Raw genomic sequence first — 18,697 nt, 5'->3', positions numbered from 1 at the left:
TGATCTGCGACTGGGGTGAGTTGGCTCTGGTCCCAGCTATCACGGTACTTAAGACGGATAACTCACATCGTAATTCTGGTGCTGTGGATGAGGATCAATGTCCACCGCCCGTCAGTTCGTGACCAGACCCGGCTATAAGCGAGCTTTTCGGAAAAGCTTTCCCCGTAATATGTTCCGGCGATTTTTCCGAACCATGAGACTGTCGCGGCATTTTCCATGAGTCGCACCGAGCAATCCAACATGTCAATCTGATCAAGTTTAAGGATATTGGCACGATGGAAATCGAGGTTTTCCTGCTTGTTCAGCCTGCGTCCAAAAGGATCTATCGCGATGAGATTGTCGTCGAGACATTCATCCAACGCGGCAGTATCGCTGGAAAGCATCGCCTTGCGCAGGCTGTCTTCAAGCTGCTCAATATCAGTGATGGAGAAGTTCAAGTCGGATTCCAGTGTCATAATGAGCTCTGTCGTTGACCAGTCACGTTAGCCGTCCAGCAATAATCGAATGCCGATTAAGGTCTGATGAACGGCCATGTTGGGTGCCGATGAAGGCAAGTCAACGCATGCCGTCTTGCCGTACACATTGCAACAGTATTTTTGACGTTTTGTTCCATTCCATCTCGTTGAGGCAGGGGCCGGACCCCCAGAAGCATTGCGAGAATGAGCCGCCATGGTTTTCCGGCAATTCTATACTTTTGATAATTGGTGATTGTTGTTAGAGATGTATATCAACTTTAAGCTGCATTGAAGGGCATCCGCATGATCGGCAATCCCATGCATCGGCAGGTATTTTTGCTAGCGAGCGCACAAGCGCTCTTTCAAACGGTCACGGTGCTTGTCGTGACTGTCGGCGCTCTGGCCGGCGGTCAGGTCGCCTCGCGTCCGGGGCTGGCAACTATGCCGATAGCTGCGATGTTTCTGGGCACAGCGGCAGCGACATTTCCTGCATCAATGTGGATGGCACGGGTCGGCCGCCGGACGGGCTTTGTCGCCGGGGCGCTGCTTGGTGTTGCTGGCGGGCTCTGCGCGGCACTGGGCATCTGGCTGGAATCGCTACTTCTTTTGTCATTCGGCACGTTTCTGGTCGGAGGTTATCAATCTTTTGCACAATTCTACCGCTTCGCTGCGAGCGAGGTCGCTGACGAGAACTTCCGCTCCCGGGCGATCTCGCTCGTGCTGGGTGGCGGTGTCGTCGCGGCTGTGGCGGGTCCCATGCTTGCACGCCTCGGTGGTCCGCTGCTGCAGCCCGAATATGTCGGCTCATTTCTGCTTTTGGCACTGGTCTCTCTGGTTGCCGCCGGAGCGCTGCTCTGGCTTCGCGTTCCCACCCCGCAGGCCATTCATAGTGATGCGGATAAGGGGCGGTCCTGGGGCCAGATCATTACTCAGCCAGTCTATCTCGTTGCGCTTTTCGGGGCCGTGACCGGCTACGGAATCATGATTCTTGCCATGACTGCAACGCCGCTTGCCATGGCGCATCATCATCACGACCTCCCAGCCACTGCGACAGTCATTCAACTCCATGTGCTTGGGATGTTTTTGCCGTCCTTCTTTACAGGCTCGTTGATCGCGCGCTTCGGCGTGCTGCCTATTATGTTGACGGGCCTGGTTCTCTTGGCCGGTCATGTGACCATGTCATTGACGGGAACTGGTTTCGGTTCGTTTGCAGGCGCACTTGTCCTGCTCGGAATCGGTTGGAACTTCCTCTATATTGGCGGCACAACATTGCTGACCAGCACCTATACGCCAGCCGAAAAAGGGCGTGCGCAAGCGACCAATGACATGACGATCTTTGCCTGTGGGCTTATGTCTTCGGTGAGCGCAGCAGCGCTGCTGGAATTCCTTGGATGGCAAATGCTCAACCTGTTACTGCTGCCCTGGATGGGTGCTGCCGCGCTCGCCCTGATCTGGCTTGGCTGGAAACAGCGCAAAGTTTTGCCATCGACCACTATTGTCAGGTGACTGTCTCAAACGGTCCCGAGCAGGCTACGCCCTCCCAGCGGGCGAAGTCCGCAGTTCCAGCAGTTCTCTACTGAAATGGCGCACCCGACAGGATTCGAACCTGTGACCTCTGCCTTCGGAGGGCAGCGCTCTATCCAGCTGAGCTACGGGTGCATGAGGCTGCGATAGCTCGCATGCGCGAAGCGGTTCTAACCGATGCGCGTCAAGGCTTCAATGGCGAATTTTGAATATGAACGGTATTAGGGTTCTAGCGCTCTCATTGGCGCTGCGCTGAATTGGAGGAGAAATTATGATCACACTTGGTCCAGCACTGGCGTTCGTGAAGACTTGGACGGCGCAGAACGTCCACCTTGATAAGCTTGGTGATGCGGAAAAGCGAGGAGAGGAGCTTGCGCGCGCGTTGCTCGCCGATGCAAAGGCTGCTGGCTATAACGAGGCGGAGATCGAAGAGGCAGTAGGGGACGATGTTGTTGATTACATGATCGAGGCTCTTGGCAAGGTGGGCGATCCGAAAGTCGTCGGGTCGTAGACGCCCCGCAGGGCATCCTGGCTTTCAACGCCGCCGTCTTATCCCGTTTGAGACAAAATATCAGCAAGGCGTGCTGCCTGCGGTGTGAGGTCACTGAAGCGACGGGCACAGAGGCACAGGCGGCGTGTGGCCCAATCATTGCTGAGAGGAACTATCCTCAATTTGCGCGTGCGAGAGGACTTGCGTGCCGCCCCTTCCGGGACAATGGCAATTCCAACATTATTAGAAACAAGTTGGATGACAGTTTCCAGCGTTGTCACACGCACCCGAAAGTTCACGTGGCGTCCGAGTTGTGCTGCCCGCCGGATGATGTGCTCCTGCAAGGCATTGCCGATGTGGAGGCCGATGAAGGGTTCGTTTACCGCATCCTCGAAGCGGATTGAGCGGGCACCGGAAGCAAATGGGGAATTATGCGCTGCGATGATTGTGAGGCGGTCGGTGCAAAAGGGCCGTTGTTCGAGATTCGACAGATCGGCCCAACTGGCAGCAATGCCAAGATCCGCATAGCCATTGACAAGCTTTTCAGCAATCAGGTGGCTGGGATGTTCCTCAAGGTCCACATCAATATGAGGATTTGCCACGAGAAAAGTCGATAGAAGTTCAGGAAGAGACTGTGTAGCCGCCGCCGTATTTGCCAGTAGACGAATGCGCGCCCTGAAACCATCGGCGTGCTCGCCAAGATCCCCTGTCATGGCCTCGATCTGATTCTGAATTGTTCGCGCGTGATGAAGGAGTGTATGCCCAGCCGAGGTGAGGGTGACGCCGCGCCGTTTCCGCTCAACCAGCGCTACGCCAAGCATATCCTCCATGCCCTTGATGCGGGCACTTGCCGATGCAAGCGCGAGGCCCGAGCGGTCTGCACCCGCAGTGATGCTGCCGCTTTCAGCGATATGCAAAAACAACCTCAGGTCAACCAGATCAAATCGCAAACCAACACCTCGTGACTTCGGCCATAACGAAGGCTGGCCCGGGCAATTCCAGATTGTGGACTTGATAGGGAAAGGTCAAGAGTCGGCGTGGAATAGCTCAAAAGAACAGGAAGTGCTGCTATGATGGAAGTCGCCGGAAATCTGGTCAATCTCGCAACCGGCCATCTTATCTCCTTTCCGATGATCTGGATTACCGTTGCATCGGTGTTTTTGTTGGCCGGCCTTGTAAAGGGTGTCGTGGGAATGGGCTTGCCCACCGTCGCAATGGGCCTTCTGGCAATTACCATGCCTCCCGCACAGGGTGCGGCAATCCTGATTATTCCATCCTTCGTCACCAATGTATGGCAGTTGCTGGCAGGCCCATCGTTCAAGCAGCTTTTCAAGCGTCTCTGGACCATGATGGCGGGTGTTGCTGTTGGAACCGTTGCTGGAAGCGGTTGGCTGACAGGCGGTCACACCGGCGTTGCGCTCTCCGGCCTTGGTGCAGCTTTGACGATCTATGCAATGCTGGGATTGCTACAAGTCAGGTTTCAGGTGAGCGTGCGTTATGAAAATCTGCTCTCGCCGCTGGTCGGGCTGATAACGGGGCTCGTGACCGGTGCAACCGGCGTATTCGTTATTCCGGCGGTTCCTTATTTGCAGGCGTTGATGCTGGAAAAAGAAGAGCTGATTCAGGCATTGGGGCTGTCATTCACAGTATCCACGATTGCACTGGCTCTTGGGCTCGCGCTGCATGCCGATGATCAAATGGCACCTGTGCCGTTGCTTGGTGTCTCGCTGCTTGCGCTGATTCCCGCTTTACTGGGCATGTTCATTGGACAAATGCTTAGAGCGCGAATGAGCGCCGAGGCATTCAGGCGTGTCTTTTTCAGCGGGCTGCTATTGCTCGGCATATATCTGGCGATCACGTCCCTGAGCTAATGCACTCTATGATGGAAAAAACCGGTTTCAAGCATTGAACCGAAGCGAAGAACACCGCACTCTCGCCTGGCAACAAAGGAGGAGATGTGAATGTTTCGAAATTATATGATTGTGCCGTCATTCAGAGCCACGATGTTTAGTACGGTAGCGCTTCTTATAGGGGCGACATCGCCCATGATGGCGGATGAAAGCACATATCCGCATGGCAATGAGCCTATTGGGACTGTCGAACAGGTTTATGATGGCGCACTCTTGCCGGATCTGGCTGTCAGCACCTACCGGAACATTGACCGGCTCTTTCCAACACGCACGATCAAAGCCGGAACGAAGCCTCTCGATCTTCCAAAAGCTGACAAGCAGCTCACGAATGTCAAATTCAAGTATGAGGAAAAGGATTACGATCTCTACGATTTTGTGGCGCTGGACAATATTACAGCCATGCTCGTCATCAAGGACGGCAAGATTGCCTTTGAAACATATCAACGCGGCAATACGGAAAAGACACGTTGGATGTCGATGTCGGTGGCAAAGTCCATCAGTTCTACCCTTGCGGGCATTGCGATAAAGGATGGGCTGATAAAGGGCCTCGATGCGCAAGTCGTGGACTATGTGCCTGAGCTGAAAGGCAGCGCCTATGATGGCGTTTCGGTTCGGGATGTTTTGATGATGTCGTCTGGCGTCAAATGGAATGAAACCTATACCGACCCAAACTCTGACCGGCGCGCCCTGTTGAAGGCACAGATATCGCAAAAGCCACGCTCTGCCGTAGAGCTTATGGCGAAACTGCCGCGAGCTGCTGAGCCTGGCACATTGAATACCTACAGCACGGGCGAAACACAGATTCTTGGTGAGATAGTACGGGGTGCGGTGAAAAAGCCGCTTGCGGATTATCTGTCGGAGAAAATCTGGGCGCCGTTCGGAATGGAAACCGATGCGACCTGGTGGCTGGATTCGCCCGACGGGGTTGAGATTGGCGGCAGTGGGATTAGCGCGACCTTGCGCGACTACGGGCGTTTCGGCCTCTTCTTCATGAACAATGGCGTTATTGATGGAAAGTCCATATTGCCGGAGGGCTGGGTAAAGGAAGCGACTACGCCAAAGACGCTTAAAGGCGGCAAAAAGCTCGATTACGGCTATATGTGGTGGACCGCATGGACAGAGCCTTCCATCAAGGATGGCGCATTTTCCGCCATCGGGATTCAAGGTCAAAACATCTATATTGACCCGGCTGAAAAGGTCGTCATTGTCACTTTTGGCGCGCAACCCAAACCGGTGGGCAAGGAGCCGATCGATCCAAATGTATTCTTTGATGCAGTCGTTGCAGAATTGAAAAAACCATAAACTGAGCTGCACAAGCAGATGTGTACGGTGGAACTCTGGCGCTTTGCAGTCGTTTGCGATGTATCTGGAGATTCACCGAACGCAGGAGAATGAAAAATGAAAATGAACCGCCGTCATATGCTCGCGCTATCCGGCGCGGCAGCCGCCACGACGCTTTTCTCTCCCTCGGTTCGTGCCCAGGCTTCAATGCCTTTCAAGCAGTCTGAACTGCCCTATGAAGAAGGGGCATTGAGCCCGGTCATTTCAGCTCGCACTGTCGGCCTGCATTTTGGAAAGCACCATGCGGGCTACTACAAAAAGCTCAATACGCTGACCGAGAAAACGCCTTACGCGGAACTGCCTCTGGAGGAGGTTGTCGTGCGCGCCAAAAAGGAAAATGAAACGGCGATTTTCAACAATGCTGCGCAGGCGTGGAATCACAATCTGTATTGGGAACAGTTCAAAGGTGGACCTGCCGCCGCTGAGGGTGCTTTGCTTGATGCGGTGAAAAGTTCATTCGGCGGCATTGACGAATTGCAAAAGCAGATCGTCGCGGAATCGGACAAGGTGTTTGGCACCGGCTGGGTGTGGTTGGTAAAGGATGGCGATAAACTTGCCGTCGTTGGAATGCAGGATGCAGGCAATCCGCTGGCAGATGGCAAGAAGACGCTACTCGGTATCGATGTGTGGGAACATGCCTACTATCTCGACTATGAGAACAGGCGAACCGAGCATGTTGCCGCACTGCTGGCAAAGCTGGTCAACTGGCAATTTGTTGGAGAGAAATTCCAGTCCGCCTAGGCGGGTTTATGGAAGTATCGCTCCCGCCGTTTGAACAGCGGGAGCAACAATATCGCAGTGAAGTTCAATCAATCAATATCGAATGACACGCCTTGAGCGAGTGGCAAAGCCTTGGAATAGTTCACAGTGTTGGTTGCGCGGCGCATATAGGCTTTCCACGCATCCGAGCCGGATTCGCGCCCGCCGCCAGTCTCTTTTTCGCCGCCGAATGCGCCGCCGATTTCAGCGCCGGATGTTCCGATATTGACATTTGCAATGCCGCAATCCGAACCGTCCGGGCTGAGGAAGCGTTCGGCTTCCTGCAAATTAAGCGTGAAAATCGACGATGACAGACCAGCACCGACGGCATTGTGCTCGACAATCGCCTGATCGAAATCGCTATACTTCATCACATAAAGGATTGGAGCGAAGGTCTCTTCAACGACAGGTCCTGTCTGTTTTGGCATTTCAATCAGGGCAGGGCGCACATAATAGGCGTTGGCATGATCTGTGTCGACGCGTGCGCCGCCAGTAACCTTGCCGCCATGCGCAACAGCTTCGCTGATTGATTTTTGCATATGGTCAAATGCCGCCTTGTCGATCAATGGACCGACCAAAGAAGGCGTATCAAGCGGGCTGCCGACGGAAACGCTTTCATAGGCCTTTTTGAGGCGCGGGACGAGCGTGTCATAAACACTCTCATGGACGAACAGACGACGAAGCGTGGTGCAGCGCTGACCGGCTGTTCCCATGGCCCCAAAAGCAATGGCACGCAGCGCCATATCGAGATCAGCCGATGGGCAAACGATACCGGCATTATTGCCGCCCAGCTCAAGGATTGAACGGGCAAAACGCTTGGCCAGACGCGGACCGACTTCGCGGCCCATCCGTGTCGAGCCCGTGGCTGAAACTAGTGCCACTTTCGGATGATCGACAAGGGCTTCACCGATTGTGCGGTCGCCCATGAGCGTTTGCGCAAGTCCGGCGGGAACGTCACCGAAACGCTTGGCGGCACGATCAAAAATTGCCTGACAGGCGAGACCGGTCAGCGGGGTTTTTTCTGACGGCTTCCAGACAACGGAATCGCCGCACACGAGGGCAAGTGTCGTATTCCACGCCCAGACAGCGACTGGAAAGTTGAAGGCAGAGATAACGCCAACGACGCCGAGCGGATGCCAGGTTTCCATCATGCGATGGCCGGGACGTTCCGTGGCAATGGTGAGACCATAGAGCTGACGCGAAAGACCAACCGCGAAATCGCAGATATCGATCATTTCCTGAACTTCGCCCAGACCCTCTGACGGGATTTTGCCAGCTTCGATGGAAACAAGCCGGCCAAGGTCATTCTTGCGCGCGCGCAGTTCTTCACCAAAAAGGCGTACCAGTTCACCACGTTTCGGCGCTGGAACAAGACGCCATTCGCGGAAGGCGGCGTCAGCAGCTTCGATTGCTTGTGCAGTATCTGCGGCGGAGTGAACTGCAACATCGGCAACTTTTTCACCAGTAACCGGGCTGAATGAAGCCATCGTGCCGCCCGTATAAGCCGCGTCTGCGACGCCGAGCTTGGAAAGGAGTGTCTTTACTTCCTGAGCAATAGTCATCTTGCTTACCTTTTATTATCTGTCGAATGAGCTGACCGGCTTTTATCAGCCGGCGCGGATTATTGAAACGGCCTAGCTGGCAAGCGCGACCGGGCGCAATTGCTGTAAACAGGCTTCGATGGACGCGTTCTCAAGATTGGCATAGTGCTCGAATTCATCAAGGACCGGAGCACCGAGGTGGAGTTCAAACTCTTGCTGGCTCGGGCTGGCCGCAAAGTTTTGAGCCGTCGTATCGCCAAGGTTTGACTGGAAGATGCCTGCTGCGCTAACGGGCAGGAAATCCTCATAGACAATGGGATCGAACTGCACCGCACCCTTGCGGATAAGCTCTTCAAGATCGCTGCCACGAATAGTCGAGGTGGCAACCGGGGAATAACGGAAATAGCCGAGTTTCTCCGTGCGAATGGTTGCCCAATCATCGGGGAAGCCGGCGAACGCATCCTGCAGGGCGTCAATATAGGCCTGCGCGTTGGAGCCATCCGCCGCCGGTCGAATGACCTCGCGTGACTTCGTCAGCAGCCGGTCATATAGCGCGCGGCCCTTGGGCGTGAGTGCGATCCCGCGCTGTTCGATTTCGCCAAAACGTGCAGTGTGGGAGCCTTTCTCCCAAACACCTTCAGCATTGATGAAGGAAACGCTCTCCTCCAATGCCTTGAATGATGTCTGGCGCAAAAGGATGGGGCAATTGCGCGTGGGCGGACCCTCAATGACCGCTTTCGGCGAAATGCCATTGGCGGGCATCAATGTCTGAACAGCATCAATATCGAGAGTGCGGGGTGTCAGATGGTTGATGTGCGGTCCCTTGAAGGACACAACATCGGCAATCAGGCGGTGGGCATCGTGCAGACGCCGATAGAGGTCGTTGCTGACGCTTGCATGATCATGCCAGCGGAAAGTTTCGAGTATCTCCTGGACGAAGGATGCAGCATCAGCTGCGTCAAGCCCGCCATTCATTTCAGCCTTCTCGAGAAGCAAAATAGCCTTTGCCGTAAATATCTGACGGGCATCAAGGGTCTTGCGCGCCTCTTCGCGCAGCGCTGCATCTTCGATAAGATCAAGGCGCAACAAGGAAGTGAAGACCCGGAAAGGATTGATCTTCAAGGCCGCATCGCCAACGGGACGGAATGCGGTGGAATGTACCGGTACACCGGCCTCACTCAGGTCGTAATAACCGACAGGATACATTCCCATGACCGCAAAAACGCGGCGAAGCATGGAAAGCTCGGCTGGGATTCCAACGCGAATGGCGCCGTGACGCTCTTCCGATATACGTTCAAGCGTATCGGTTTGCTCAAGGCGCTGTGCCATTTCGGGCGAGGCTGCGAGTGTTTTTGCATTCACTTCGGCAACCAGTGACAGCAATGTTCCATAAGCAGGCACCTCAGTGCGATACATGGAAGACATGGCCGAAGAGAAAGACGCCCGGATCGCATCCGGCGAAAGAAACGTCGATGAATTCATAATGATCGATTCCGCATTGAATTTGGACAGCAAATCTTTTCCTGTCATGCTCAATATGGATTATACAGATTATCAGCCCCCACGTATTACGACGATTCAAACTTGGTTGATGCGAGAAGAGAATGAAGTTAACGAGACGCCTGATCCCCGACATCGATATTCTTCAAACATTCGAATGTGCGGCCCGCCATGGCAGTTTCACCCAGGCGGCAAAGGAGTTGAGTCTCACACAAAGCGCCGTGTCGCGGCAATTGAGCGAACTTGAAAACCAGATCGGCGTGCTCTTGTTCGAGCGCATACGTCAGCGGGTTGTACTGTCTGATGCGGGACAGAAGTTTTTGCCAGAGGTCAGGCGTCTGCTTGGTTTGACGGAAGAAACAATGTTGCGCGCCATGGCTGCATCGCAATCCGCATCATCATTGAGCATTGCGACATTGCCGACATTTGGCAGCCGGTGGCTCATGCCAAGACTGCCAAATTTTTTGAATGATCATCCGGAAATGGCGTTAAGCGTCGCATCCCGCTCCCAGCCGTTTGATTTTGATGAAGAACCTTTCGATCTGGCAATCCATTATGGTCAGCCGGTCTGGGCGCATGCCACATGCACCTATCTGTGCAGCGAAATGATTGTCCCTGTTGGCAGCCCGGAATTATGCCGCGCCAATCCTGTTGATACGCCTGCCGGATTGGCAAATTCGGCACCATTGCTGCATTTATCCACGAGACCGAAAGCTTGGGCGTCGTGGTTCGAGACACAGCAAGCCGAAGTCATCAGTCCCTATAAGGGACATCGGTTCGAGCATTTTTCCATGGTTATTGAAGCCGCTCTGGCGGGACTGGGATTTGCGCTGCTTCCGCGCTATCTCATCGAAAAGGAGCTGGAGACGGGCCGCCTGCAGGTGCTCTTTGACCAACCACTGCAAACCGAGAATAATTACTATCTTGTCGTGCCGGAGCACAAAAAAGAGAATCCTCTTGCGCAAAGCTTTATCAGCTGGATTGCGGCGCAGGTTACTGACCAACAACCAGATATGTCAGTCATTCGCTGAAAGCATCATGTCTTCCAAGAATTTCATTTTCGCAAAATGAAACCCGATCTATAACGGCAATCTATAATACTGGCCAAACGGTGATGCTATGCTGAACGATGAACACTCGCACGGCCTATGGGAAAAAACGGCGCCTCCCGCACCGAAAACAGAACCGTTGCGTGGCGATATTTCCGTCGATGTTGCGGTAATCGGCGCAGGCTTTACCGGCCTTTCGGCGGCATTGCATCTTGCTGAAGCCGGAACGAAGGTTGCAGTTGTCGACGCGGTGGACATCGGCTTTGGTGGTTCTGGCCGCAATGTTGGCCTCGTCAATGCGGGCATGTGGGTAATGCCAAATGATTTGCCTGCCGTGCTTGGGCAATTGCATGGCGAGCGCCTGCTTGAACTTCTGGGCAACGCGCCGCAATCCGTTTTCAATCTCGTGGAAAAACATCAGATCGAGTGCGAACTGGAGCGCAAGGGCACCTTGCATTGCGCTGTGGGCAAAAGCGGGATGAAGCAACTCGAACAGCGTGCAGAACAATGGCAGGCGCGGGGCGCAGCTGTTCATCTTCTGGATGCGGCGGAAACGGCAGCTAAGGTAGGCTCGAGCGCATATACTGGCTCGCTGCTGGATAATCGGGCAGGTACGATACAGCCGCTTGGTTATGTGCGTGGCTTGGCCAGAGCAGCACAGGCAATTGGCGTTGCGATATATACCAGGACAGCCGTGAGCGCGACCGAGCGATCCGGCTCGCGTTGGCTTGTGCGGACGCCTTCTGGCACCATTTCCGCCGACTGGGTAATTGTCGCCACCAACGCCTATACCACATCGCCATGGCCCGCTCTCAGAGCTGAACTTTTGCACTTGCCCTATTTCAATTTCGCCACGACGCCTTTGCCGGAAAATGTGCGCGACACGATTTTGCCTGAACTTCAGGGTGGCTGGGATACGAAGGAAATTCTCAGCTCATTCCGGATGGACCGTGCCGGACGCCTTGTTTTCGGAAGCGTCGGTGCGTTGCGCGGAACAGGAATGGCTGTTCACAAAGCCTGGGCTGCAAGATCGATCCGCAAACTCTTCCCCCAAATCAAGGACGTGACCTTCGAAGCTGGCTGGTACGGCAAGATCGGCATGACAAGTGATAATCTTCCAAGGTTCCACACGCTCGCGCCCAATATTATAAGCTTCAGTGGCTATAACGGCCGCGGCATTGCTCCAGGAACTGTTTTTGGGCGCTTGCTTGCCGAACATATTACCGGCCGCGTCAGTGAAGCCGATCTGCCGCTTCCGGTGTCCCAGCCGAAAGAGGAGGGGATGCGCGGTCTTCGGGAAGGTTATTACGAGGTAGGCGCGCAATTGGCGCATCTGGTTGGTAACAGGCTCTAAAACACCTGCTTGCCATTCGGCGCATACCGACTTATCTCTATTTGATGGATAGCAAGAAACCGGCGCGGCCAATCAAGCCAAGCGTCTCAGCAAGTATTTTGGCAGCTGTCAGAAATCGCAACAAGCGCCCTACAGGCGTGACCCGTGTCGTGCGCAATGATTTGCTGATTGCCTCTTACAATGTTCATAAATGCGTCGGGATAGACAAGAAATTTGATCCGGACCGCATCGCACACGTCATCAGTGAAATCGGCGCGGATGTCATCGCCATTCAAGAGGCTGATAAGCGTTTTGGCGAGCGTACCGGATTGCTTGATCTTGCGCGTTTGCATCGCGAAAACAGCCTTGTGCCTGTGCCGGTCACGTCGCTTCATCCCAAAGGTCATGGATGGCACGGCAACCTTCTTTTGTTCAGGGAAGGGGTTGTGCGTCATGTGCAGCAGCTCGTCCTGCCGGGACTTGAGCCGCGGGGCGCATTGGTCGTCGACATTGATCTCGCCGCCGGACCTTTACGGATAATCGCGGCACATTTCGGATTGTTGAGGCATTCGCGCCAGCAGCAGTCAGAAGCGATTTTACGGGCTGTAAATGCCGATCCTTCGCGGCCAACGCTGCTGATGGGCGATCTGAATGAATGGCGCATTGGCAAGGGTTCTTCCTTGCATTTCTTATCGCCGATCTTTGACCCGGTAAAAAATGCCGTGCCAAGCTTTCCGTCACGCTTTCCGGTATTGGCGTTGGACCGGGTATTGGGGCATCCCCATAGTCTGGTGACAACTATCGAAGTTCACGACACGCCCCTGGCGCGCGTTGCCTCCGATCATCTCCCGATCAAGGCCTATGTTGATTTGAAATCAGCTGTAGCGGATGCCGCCTTTGTCAAAGATAGGGTGAGCCTAGCCAGATAATCCTATCCAGCAAACGTTCCCAGAACGAACGGGCGCGCAGGTCCTGAAGCAGAACAGGTTTTGCATCGTTCAGAGCTTTCTGAACCAATCCCTCTACCTTCGATGCAAACTCTGCATCCATGACCTCAAGATCCACCTCGAAATTCAGGCGCAGCGATCGGGGGTCAAGATTGGATGAGCCCACATAGGCCCAAACGCCATCGACTGAAAGCAACTTTGAATGATTGAAGTTGCCGCTGGCGCGCCATATCCGGCAGTGACTTTTCAAAATCTGGTCGAACTGTGCCGTCATGGCGCGATCCACCAGTTTGAGATTGTTGTTGGATGGAATGACGATATCAACTTCAACGCCACGTCGAGCCGCAGTGACCAGGGCGCTGATAAGCTCCCGGTCCGGCAGAAAATAGGGCGACATGATGCGAATGTGGCTTTGCGCTATGGAGAACGCACCCATGAGCATCTTGTGATTGGCTTCAAGGCTGCGGTCCGGCCCGGAGGGTACAGCACGGATGAATACCGGTTCACCAGATTGCTTTTCCGGGGGAGCGATGTGCCAGGCCTCTCCCGTCAAAGCTTCGTTCGTGGAAAACCGCCAGTCTTCAGCGGCTATATGGAAGAGATCGGTGACGATGGGACCAGTCAAGCAAAAATGCGTATCGCGTGCATTGTCTTCGCCTGCAACCTCGGCCGAGAAACCGGCTCGAATGTTCATGCCGCCGGTGAAGACCACCCTTCCATCAACGACCAATATCTTGCGGTGAGTTCGAAGATTGGCATAGGGCAGGCGGAGGCCAATGATAATATTGCCATTGAACACATCCACCTTGACGCCGTGCTTGGAAAGGTAGCCGACAATACTCGGAATGGAATAACGCGCCCCGACCGCATCGATTAAAACCCGAACTTCCACTCCACGCTTTGATGCAGCGATAAGCGCGTCCGCAAGGCGCAAACCAATCTTGTCGCGATCAAATATATATGTCTCGACGAGTACGCTTCGCTCCGCCGAGCCCACTGCTTCCAGCATTGCATGATAGGCATCGTCGCCGGTCTGAAGCATGGTGATAGTGTTGCCGGTGGTGAGGCGGCAGCGGCTTACGCGATCGCCCAATGTCTTCATTGCCGAAAGGCGTTTTTCGAAATGTGCCAGAACATCTTTTTCAGTAGCATCAAAACGCAGGAACTGGCCTTGCCCGATCTCATGCAAGAATGCGCGCTGCGATGAAATGGAAGAGCGCCGTATGCGGTTGATGCCCACCACGGCATAAATGACAGCGCCAATGACCGGCGAGAGGATAATAACGCCAACCCAACCAATTGCTGCGCGCACTTCCTCCTTGGTCATGGTCGCATGGATGGCTGCGGGAACGCCAAGAACAATCGACAGGACGAAGAAAATTTGCGGCCAATAAGCAGGGAGGTATTCAGACATTGCGCTTGAACTTCATGTCAAGAAATTGAACTGCGGCGGGATCGCCATTCAGCAAGCGATACGGGCTGATTAGGAATGCGGACTTCAAAACTGGTTCCAGCGCCCTCATGATCACGCAATTCTATGGTGCCGCCATGAGCCCGAACGAGTTCGTGAACAATTGCAAGGCCAAGGCCGGTGCCTCCTGATCGCGCCGAACCCTTGAACGCGGTAAAGAGATTCTCGCGCGCCTTCGCAGGCAGACCGGGGCCGGTATCGTCTACGCCAATGATTGACGTCGTGCCGATTTGTCCGGCCGTGACCGTCAGCCGCCGGACCAATGATGGATCGCTACGGGTATCTCCGAGCATGGCCTGGACAGAGTTTCGGCAGAGATTGGAAATAATTCGGAAAAATTGATCGGGGTCGACATCAATTTCGAATGTTTCCGGCACAAGATTCTTGAATTCGATAGTTGGTTTCGTCTCGGCTCCCGCCTTTGCATCAAGATCGAGCATTTCCTCAACGTCATTGACGATGGCGTGGAGCTTGACCCTGCGTCTTTGCGGCGGAGCTTCCTGTGTCCCGCCATAGGCGAGAACAGTTTGTGAATAGTTGATGGCCCGGTCGATTGTCCGTACGAGCTTGGGAACAAAACGCTGTATTGCCGGATCGCTGGAATTGGCAAGGTGATCGGATATCAGCTGGGCGGATGCGAGAATATTGCGCATGTCATGATTGATCTTCGAGACAGCAAGGCCGAGATCAGCCAGATGTTTCTGTTCGGAGAGGGTACGTTGCAGCCGGTGCTGCATATCGGCAAGCTCACGCTCTGCAATACCCAGCTCATCCTCCCGTTTTCCGGGTACGATGATACGCTGAGGGTCATCGGGCTGCTGCGCAAAGGCAAGCATATTATCGCTCATTCGCTGTATCGGGCGAATAAGCAGGCGGCTGATGGCGAGGAAAACGAGACTGGCTGTAATGACCGAGATGAACAAAGAGATCAGGGCAACGTTGCGGGCATAAAGCAGCATGGCATTGCGCAACGGAGCGTCGGATGTGAGTAGCTCTATGACCTTTCCCGTATCGCCCACAGGGCCGTAGACCCGGATAATGCGGTCGCCGCCATAGATGAGTTCGTCAAATGCACCCCGGATCATTGTCAGAGGGTCGGTTACGGTAATGTCGATGTGTTTGTCGACCTTCGAAGGCATGTCGGATACCGCTAGCAAGCGGGAAGCTCCATTTTCCTTCAATGCAATGGCCTTGGTGCCCGTCGCCAGCAAGACATCATCCTGCACAGATTGCGGAACGTCTTTGGCGTCGCTGGCTGCCAGCACCACGCTTGCGGCAGCAACAGTATTGAGCCTGTCAGATAGCCAGCGAATGCGCATATCTGCGATGGTGGGAACGAAAATCATGACCTCGGCCAGCAGGCCAAACAGGAGGGTCAGGCGCAGCAACTTGCCAGAAAGACGCTTCAGCACAGGCAAACGCCTTCCCGCACTCATTTGCGGGCTTTGTTCCGGCTTTTGCTGACTGATGACCATATAAGCTCCATTGACCCTACATTGTGTAGGTCAAATGCCCATGCCATACAATAAATCACTTGTGCGAATTTGCCTATTTTTGAATCACGTCCATCAATTGACTTATAGGCCTCACGCATCTATAAGCCGCGCACGTCCGGGTTGACCGCCCCGCGTGACGTTTTATCAACGGTGTATTTTTAATACGCTAACGGCGGTCCTGATATGCTCCTGTCATAGAACAGACCACAAGAAGGGCCGCACACCGCGGTATTTAACAAATGAAGCGTACTTATCAGCCATCCAAGCTTGTCCGCGCACGTCGTCACGGGTTTCGTGCCCGCATGGCAACGGCAGGCGGCCGCAAGGTTATTGCAGCGCGTCGCGCTCGCGGTCGCAAGCGGTTGTCGGCATAAGTCATTCCGCGCGATTTCGTGCGGATGGCCAAAGTTGGCACTATAGAATGAATGAGCAAAAGCCACTCCGCCTTCGCAAGAGAGCGGAGTTTTTGGCTGTCCGTAACGGGGAAAAGCGCCGCGGTGCTTATTTCCTTGTTGAAGTCAAACAGCGGGACGATCAGGACGGTCCCACCCGCGTAGGCTTTACGGTCACCAAGAAAAACGGAAACGCTGTTGTCCGCAACCGCATAAAACGCCGCCTGCGAGAAGCTGTGCGCGTCAATGTTGCTGATGACATGGCTGCCGGAACCGACTATGTGATCGTTGCCCGCCCCGACGCCCTGAAGGCATCGTTTGCGGATTTGACCCGGGAACTCTCAAAACGGGTTGCCAAGAAATCAATGACCCGGCGTTCACCCAAGCCCTGACAGGCGCAGTTGAACCCGACCCGACTGGATTAGACCAAGGACTGACAATGGAAACCAACCGTAATTTCTTCATCACCATTGCCTTATCCATTGTGATCCTGACGCTGTGGCAAGTGTTCTATATGAACCCCCGCGTTGAACAGCAGCGAGAGCAAGCCCAGATCGAAGCGACCCGCCAGGGGCAAACGCGCGTTGACGGGCAGGCTAGCGCGCCCGCTGGGACAAATCCTGACGGAACGGCCACTCTCCCATCATCGACACCAGCGGCCCCCGGCGCAAATATTCCAGGTCAGTCTCCGGAAGCGGCAGGAACTGTGACCCGTGAGGCAGCGCTGGGCCAGACGAGCCGTATCCAGATTGATACGCCCAGCCTTAGCGGTTCGTTGAGCCTGACGGGCGCGCGTTTGGACGATCTGCGGCTGAAGCAATATCACGAGACTGTCGATGATAGCTCGCCGACTATTCAGCTTCTCAGCCCCTCGCAGATGGTCGATGGCCAGTTTGTCGAAATCGGATTTACCGGCAACGACACCACGGGTGCGGTCCCGGGACCAAGCACGGTCTGGACAGTGGAGGGCAATAATAAGCTGACGCCCGCAACACCTGTCACGCTTGCCTTTACCAACGAAAAGGGCCTGACATTCAAGCGCACAATCAGCGTTGATGACAATTACATGTTCACGGTGAAGGATGCCGTGACCAATGGCACCCAAACACCGATCTCCTTGGCGTCCTATGGCCGTGTAACCCGTTTCTCCAAGCCCCTGCATGCAAGCACCTATGTCATTCAGGAAGGCCCTATTGCCGTAACCAACGGCAAGCTGCTTGAATACAAATTCGCAGCCATTGAAAAAGAAAAAGAAGTTTTGCCGGAAAAGACCAATACCGGTTGGATAGGCATAACCGATAAATATTGGGCTGCGGCACTTGTACCATCTCCGGCAAAGCCGTTCCAGGCGCGCATGTCCTATTTCGACAGTGGCCGTCCCTTGTACCAGAGTGACTACCTTTCGGACGCAACGACGATTGAGCCAGGTCAGTCGACAAGCATCGAAAACATGATTTTCGCGGGTGCCAAGGAAGTTGGCAAGATCAGCGCCTATGAAAAAGAACGTAACATTCCTCAGTTCGATCTTCTGATCGACTGGGGCTGGTTCTACTTCATAACCAAGCCAATGTTCTACCTCATCGACTGGCTTTATAAGGCAATCGGCAATTTTGGCGTCGCCATTCTTGTTGTCACCGTTCTCCTGAAAGCGCTGTTCTTCCCGCTTGCCAACAAGTCCTATGCTTCAATGGCGCGCATGAAACTTGTGCAGCCCAAGATGACTGAAATCCGTGAGAAATATGCGGATGACAAGGTCAAGCAGCAGCAAGCCATGATGGAATTATATAAGACCGAAAAGATCAATCCGATCGCCGGTTGTTGGCCAATTCTTATCCAGATTCCGGTGTTCTTCGCGCTCTACAAGGTACTGTACGTCACCATCGAAATGCGCCATGCGCCATTCTTCGGCTGGATTCAGGACTTGGCAGCGCCCGATCCCACATCGATCTTCAACCTCTTTGGTCTTATCCCCTGGACAGTTCCAGCATTCCTGATGATCGGCATCTGGCCGCTGATCATGGGCGTGACGATGTTCCTGCAGATGCGCATGAACCCGACACCTCCAGACCCAACACAGCAGATGATCTTCAACTGGATGCCCGTTATTTTCACATTCATGCTGGCCAGCTTCCCGGCTGGTCTGGTGATCTACTGGGCCTGGAACAACACGCTATCCATCACACAGCAGGCGATCATCATGAAGCGCCAGGGCGCGAAGGTGGAGCTTTGGGACAATCTTTCGGGGCTGTTCCGTAAAAAGCCAAAACCGGCCGAATAACATCGGCTCGGCAAGAGCTTAGGAGCCCCCGGCATGATCGGGGGCTTTTCTTTTGATGGCTTCCGGTTGATAACAACCCGATCAATATTGAATGCAGTCTAAAGCAAATTTGACATTTGCGTCCCACCGGTCGCAGACCACTGGTACCGACCGCCTAACGAATGGAAAAGACGTGAACGAAGCGCAAAACAATATAAACAGGCTCATCGAA

Annotated in this window: 17 protein-coding genes and 1 tRNA gene; 11 read left to right on the top strand and 7 right to left on the bottom strand. The window is 54.3% G+C overall.

The window, feature by feature from the left end:
• Nucleotides 1–62: 62 nt before the first annotated feature.
• The gene (locus V9K95_RS10090; RefSeq protein WP_115051464.1) at nucleotides 63–455 is read right to left on the bottom strand and encodes a nuclear transport factor 2 family protein; all 393 of its coding nucleotides are present in this window, start codon (nucleotides 453–455) and stop codon (nucleotides 63–65) included.
• A 303-nt stretch (nucleotides 456–758) separates the two neighbouring features.
• On the opposite strand from V9K95_RS10090, the gene V9K95_RS10085 reads away from it, so the two are divergent.
• Nucleotides 759–1,961: an MFS transporter gene (locus V9K95_RS10085; RefSeq protein ID WP_336440703.1), complete on the top strand. Its 1,203-nt coding sequence runs from the start codon at nucleotides 759–761 to the stop codon at nucleotides 1,959–1,961.
• A 76-nt stretch (nucleotides 1,962–2,037) separates the two neighbouring features.
• Here V9K95_RS10085 and V9K95_RS10080 read toward each other — a convergent pair.
• Nucleotides 2,038–2,114: transfer RNA gene (locus V9K95_RS10080), tRNA-Arg, on the bottom strand.
• A gap of 136 nt (nucleotides 2,115–2,250) precedes the next feature.
• On the opposite strand from V9K95_RS10080, the gene V9K95_RS10075 reads away from it, so the two are divergent.
• Nucleotides 2,251–2,490 (top strand): hypothetical protein, encoded by a 240-nt coding sequence (locus V9K95_RS10075; RefSeq protein ID WP_336440702.1) that lies wholly within the window; start codon nucleotides 2,251–2,253, stop codon nucleotides 2,488–2,490.
• A gap of 38 nt (nucleotides 2,491–2,528) precedes the next feature.
• On the opposite strand, the gene V9K95_RS10070 is transcribed toward V9K95_RS10075, so the two are convergent.
• Nucleotides 2,529–3,419 (bottom strand): LysR family transcriptional regulator, encoded by an 891-nt coding sequence (locus V9K95_RS10070; protein WP_336440701.1) that lies wholly within the window; start codon nucleotides 3,417–3,419, stop codon nucleotides 2,529–2,531.
• A 180-nt stretch (nucleotides 3,420–3,599) separates the two neighbouring features.
• Here V9K95_RS10070 and V9K95_RS10065 point away from each other — a divergent pair, with 180 nt between their 5' ends.
• The 3 genes from V9K95_RS10065 to V9K95_RS10055 all read left to right on the top strand — a co-directional run bounded on the left by V9K95_RS10065 (nucleotide 3,600) and on the right by V9K95_RS10055 (nucleotide 6,461).
• Nucleotides 3,600–4,340 (top strand): sulfite exporter TauE/SafE family protein, encoded by a 741-nt coding sequence (locus V9K95_RS10065; protein ID WP_336440743.1) that lies wholly within the window; start codon nucleotides 3,600–3,602, stop codon nucleotides 4,338–4,340.
• Nucleotides 4,341–4,430: 90 nt separating this feature from the next.
• Entirely contained in the window at nucleotides 4,431–5,681 is a 1,251-nt protein-coding gene (locus tag V9K95_RS10060) for a serine hydrolase domain-containing protein (RefSeq protein ID WP_307282297.1), read from the top strand.
• Between the two features lie 96 nt (nucleotides 5,682–5,777).
• Complete coding sequence (locus V9K95_RS10055) at nucleotides 5,778–6,461, top strand: superoxide dismutase (RefSeq protein WP_336440700.1); 684 nt, start codon at nucleotides 5,778–5,780, stop codon at nucleotides 6,459–6,461.
• Nucleotides 6,462–6,529: 68 nt separating this feature from the next.
• On the opposite strand, the gene amaB is transcribed toward V9K95_RS10055, so the two are convergent.
• Nucleotides 6,530–8,041, bottom strand: a complete 1,512-nt coding sequence (gene amaB, locus V9K95_RS10050; RefSeq protein ID WP_336440699.1) for an L-piperidine-6-carboxylate dehydrogenase — start codon at nucleotides 8,039–8,041, stop codon at nucleotides 6,530–6,532.
• Between the two features lie 72 nt (nucleotides 8,042–8,113).
• Nucleotides 8,114–9,502, bottom strand: a complete 1,389-nt coding sequence (gene hglS, locus V9K95_RS10045) for a 2-oxoadipate dioxygenase/decarboxylase HglS (protein WP_336440698.1) — start codon at nucleotides 9,500–9,502, stop codon at nucleotides 8,114–8,116.
• Nucleotides 9,503–9,624: 122 nt separating this feature from the next.
• Here hglS and V9K95_RS10040 point away from each other — a divergent pair, with 122 nt between their 5' ends.
• The 3 genes from V9K95_RS10040 to V9K95_RS10030 all read left to right on the top strand — a co-directional run bounded on the left by V9K95_RS10040 (nucleotide 9,625) and on the right by V9K95_RS10030 (nucleotide 12,831).
• On the top strand, nucleotides 9,625–10,551 hold the full coding sequence (locus V9K95_RS10040; RefSeq protein ID WP_336440697.1) for a LysR family transcriptional regulator: 927 nt from the start codon (nucleotides 9,625–9,627) through the stop codon (nucleotides 10,549–10,551).
• An 88-nt stretch (nucleotides 10,552–10,639) separates the two neighbouring features.
• A complete protein-coding gene (locus tag V9K95_RS10035; RefSeq protein ID WP_336440696.1) occupies nucleotides 10,640–11,923 on the top strand; it encodes an NAD(P)/FAD-dependent oxidoreductase in 1,284 nt (427 codons plus the stop codon).
• Between the two features lie 41 nt (nucleotides 11,924–11,964).
• Nucleotides 11,965–12,831, top strand: coding sequence for an endonuclease/exonuclease/phosphatase family protein (locus V9K95_RS10030; protein WP_435530081.1), 867 nt, complete (start codon nucleotides 11,965–11,967; stop codon nucleotides 12,829–12,831).
• Here V9K95_RS10030 and V9K95_RS10025 read toward each other — a convergent pair.
• Together V9K95_RS10025 and V9K95_RS10020 are read right to left on the bottom strand one after the other, a co-directional pair.
• Nucleotides 12,803–14,263 carry a phospholipase D-like domain-containing protein gene (locus V9K95_RS10025; RefSeq protein WP_115051455.1) on the bottom strand — a complete coding sequence of 487 codons (1,461 nt, stop codon included), beginning with the start codon at nucleotides 14,261–14,263 and terminating at the stop codon, nucleotides 12,803–12,805. The two genes, V9K95_RS10030 and V9K95_RS10025, sit on opposite strands and share 29 nt — an antisense overlap.
• A 17-nt stretch (nucleotides 14,264–14,280) precedes the next feature.
• Nucleotides 14,281–15,795, bottom strand: coding sequence for a sensor histidine kinase (locus tag V9K95_RS10020; protein WP_370878777.1), 1,515 nt, complete (start codon nucleotides 15,793–15,795; stop codon nucleotides 14,281–14,283).
• A 260-nt stretch (nucleotides 15,796–16,055) separates the two neighbouring features.
• On the opposite strand from V9K95_RS10020, the gene rpmH reads away from it, so the two are divergent.
• From rpmH to yidC, 3 genes are read left to right on the top strand one after another with little or no spacing between them, the layout of a single operon-like run.
• Nucleotides 16,056–16,190, top strand: a complete 135-nt coding sequence (rpmH, locus tag V9K95_RS10015; RefSeq protein WP_040853797.1) for a 50S ribosomal protein L34 — start codon at nucleotides 16,056–16,058, stop codon at nucleotides 16,188–16,190.
• Nucleotides 16,191–16,237: 47 nt separating this feature from the next.
• Nucleotides 16,238–16,600, top strand: coding sequence for a ribonuclease P protein component (rnpA, locus tag V9K95_RS10010; RefSeq protein ID WP_115051453.1), 363 nt, complete (start codon nucleotides 16,238–16,240; stop codon nucleotides 16,598–16,600).
• A 47-nt stretch (nucleotides 16,601–16,647) separates the two neighbouring features.
• Complete coding sequence (gene yidC, locus V9K95_RS10005) at nucleotides 16,648–18,486, top strand: membrane protein insertase YidC (RefSeq protein WP_115051452.1); 1,839 nt, start codon at nucleotides 16,648–16,650, stop codon at nucleotides 18,484–18,486.
• The last annotated feature ends 211 nt before the right edge of the window (nucleotides 18,487–18,697 follow it).

The sequence above is a fragment of the Phyllobacterium sp. CCNWLW183 genome (assembly GCF_037203775.1).
Taxonomy (GTDB): Bacteria; Pseudomonadota; Alphaproteobacteria; order Rhizobiales; family Rhizobiaceae; genus Phyllobacterium; species Phyllobacterium ifriqiyense.
Note: the sequence above shows the minus strand (reverse complement) of the source record. Positions and strands in the feature narration are given on the sequence as shown.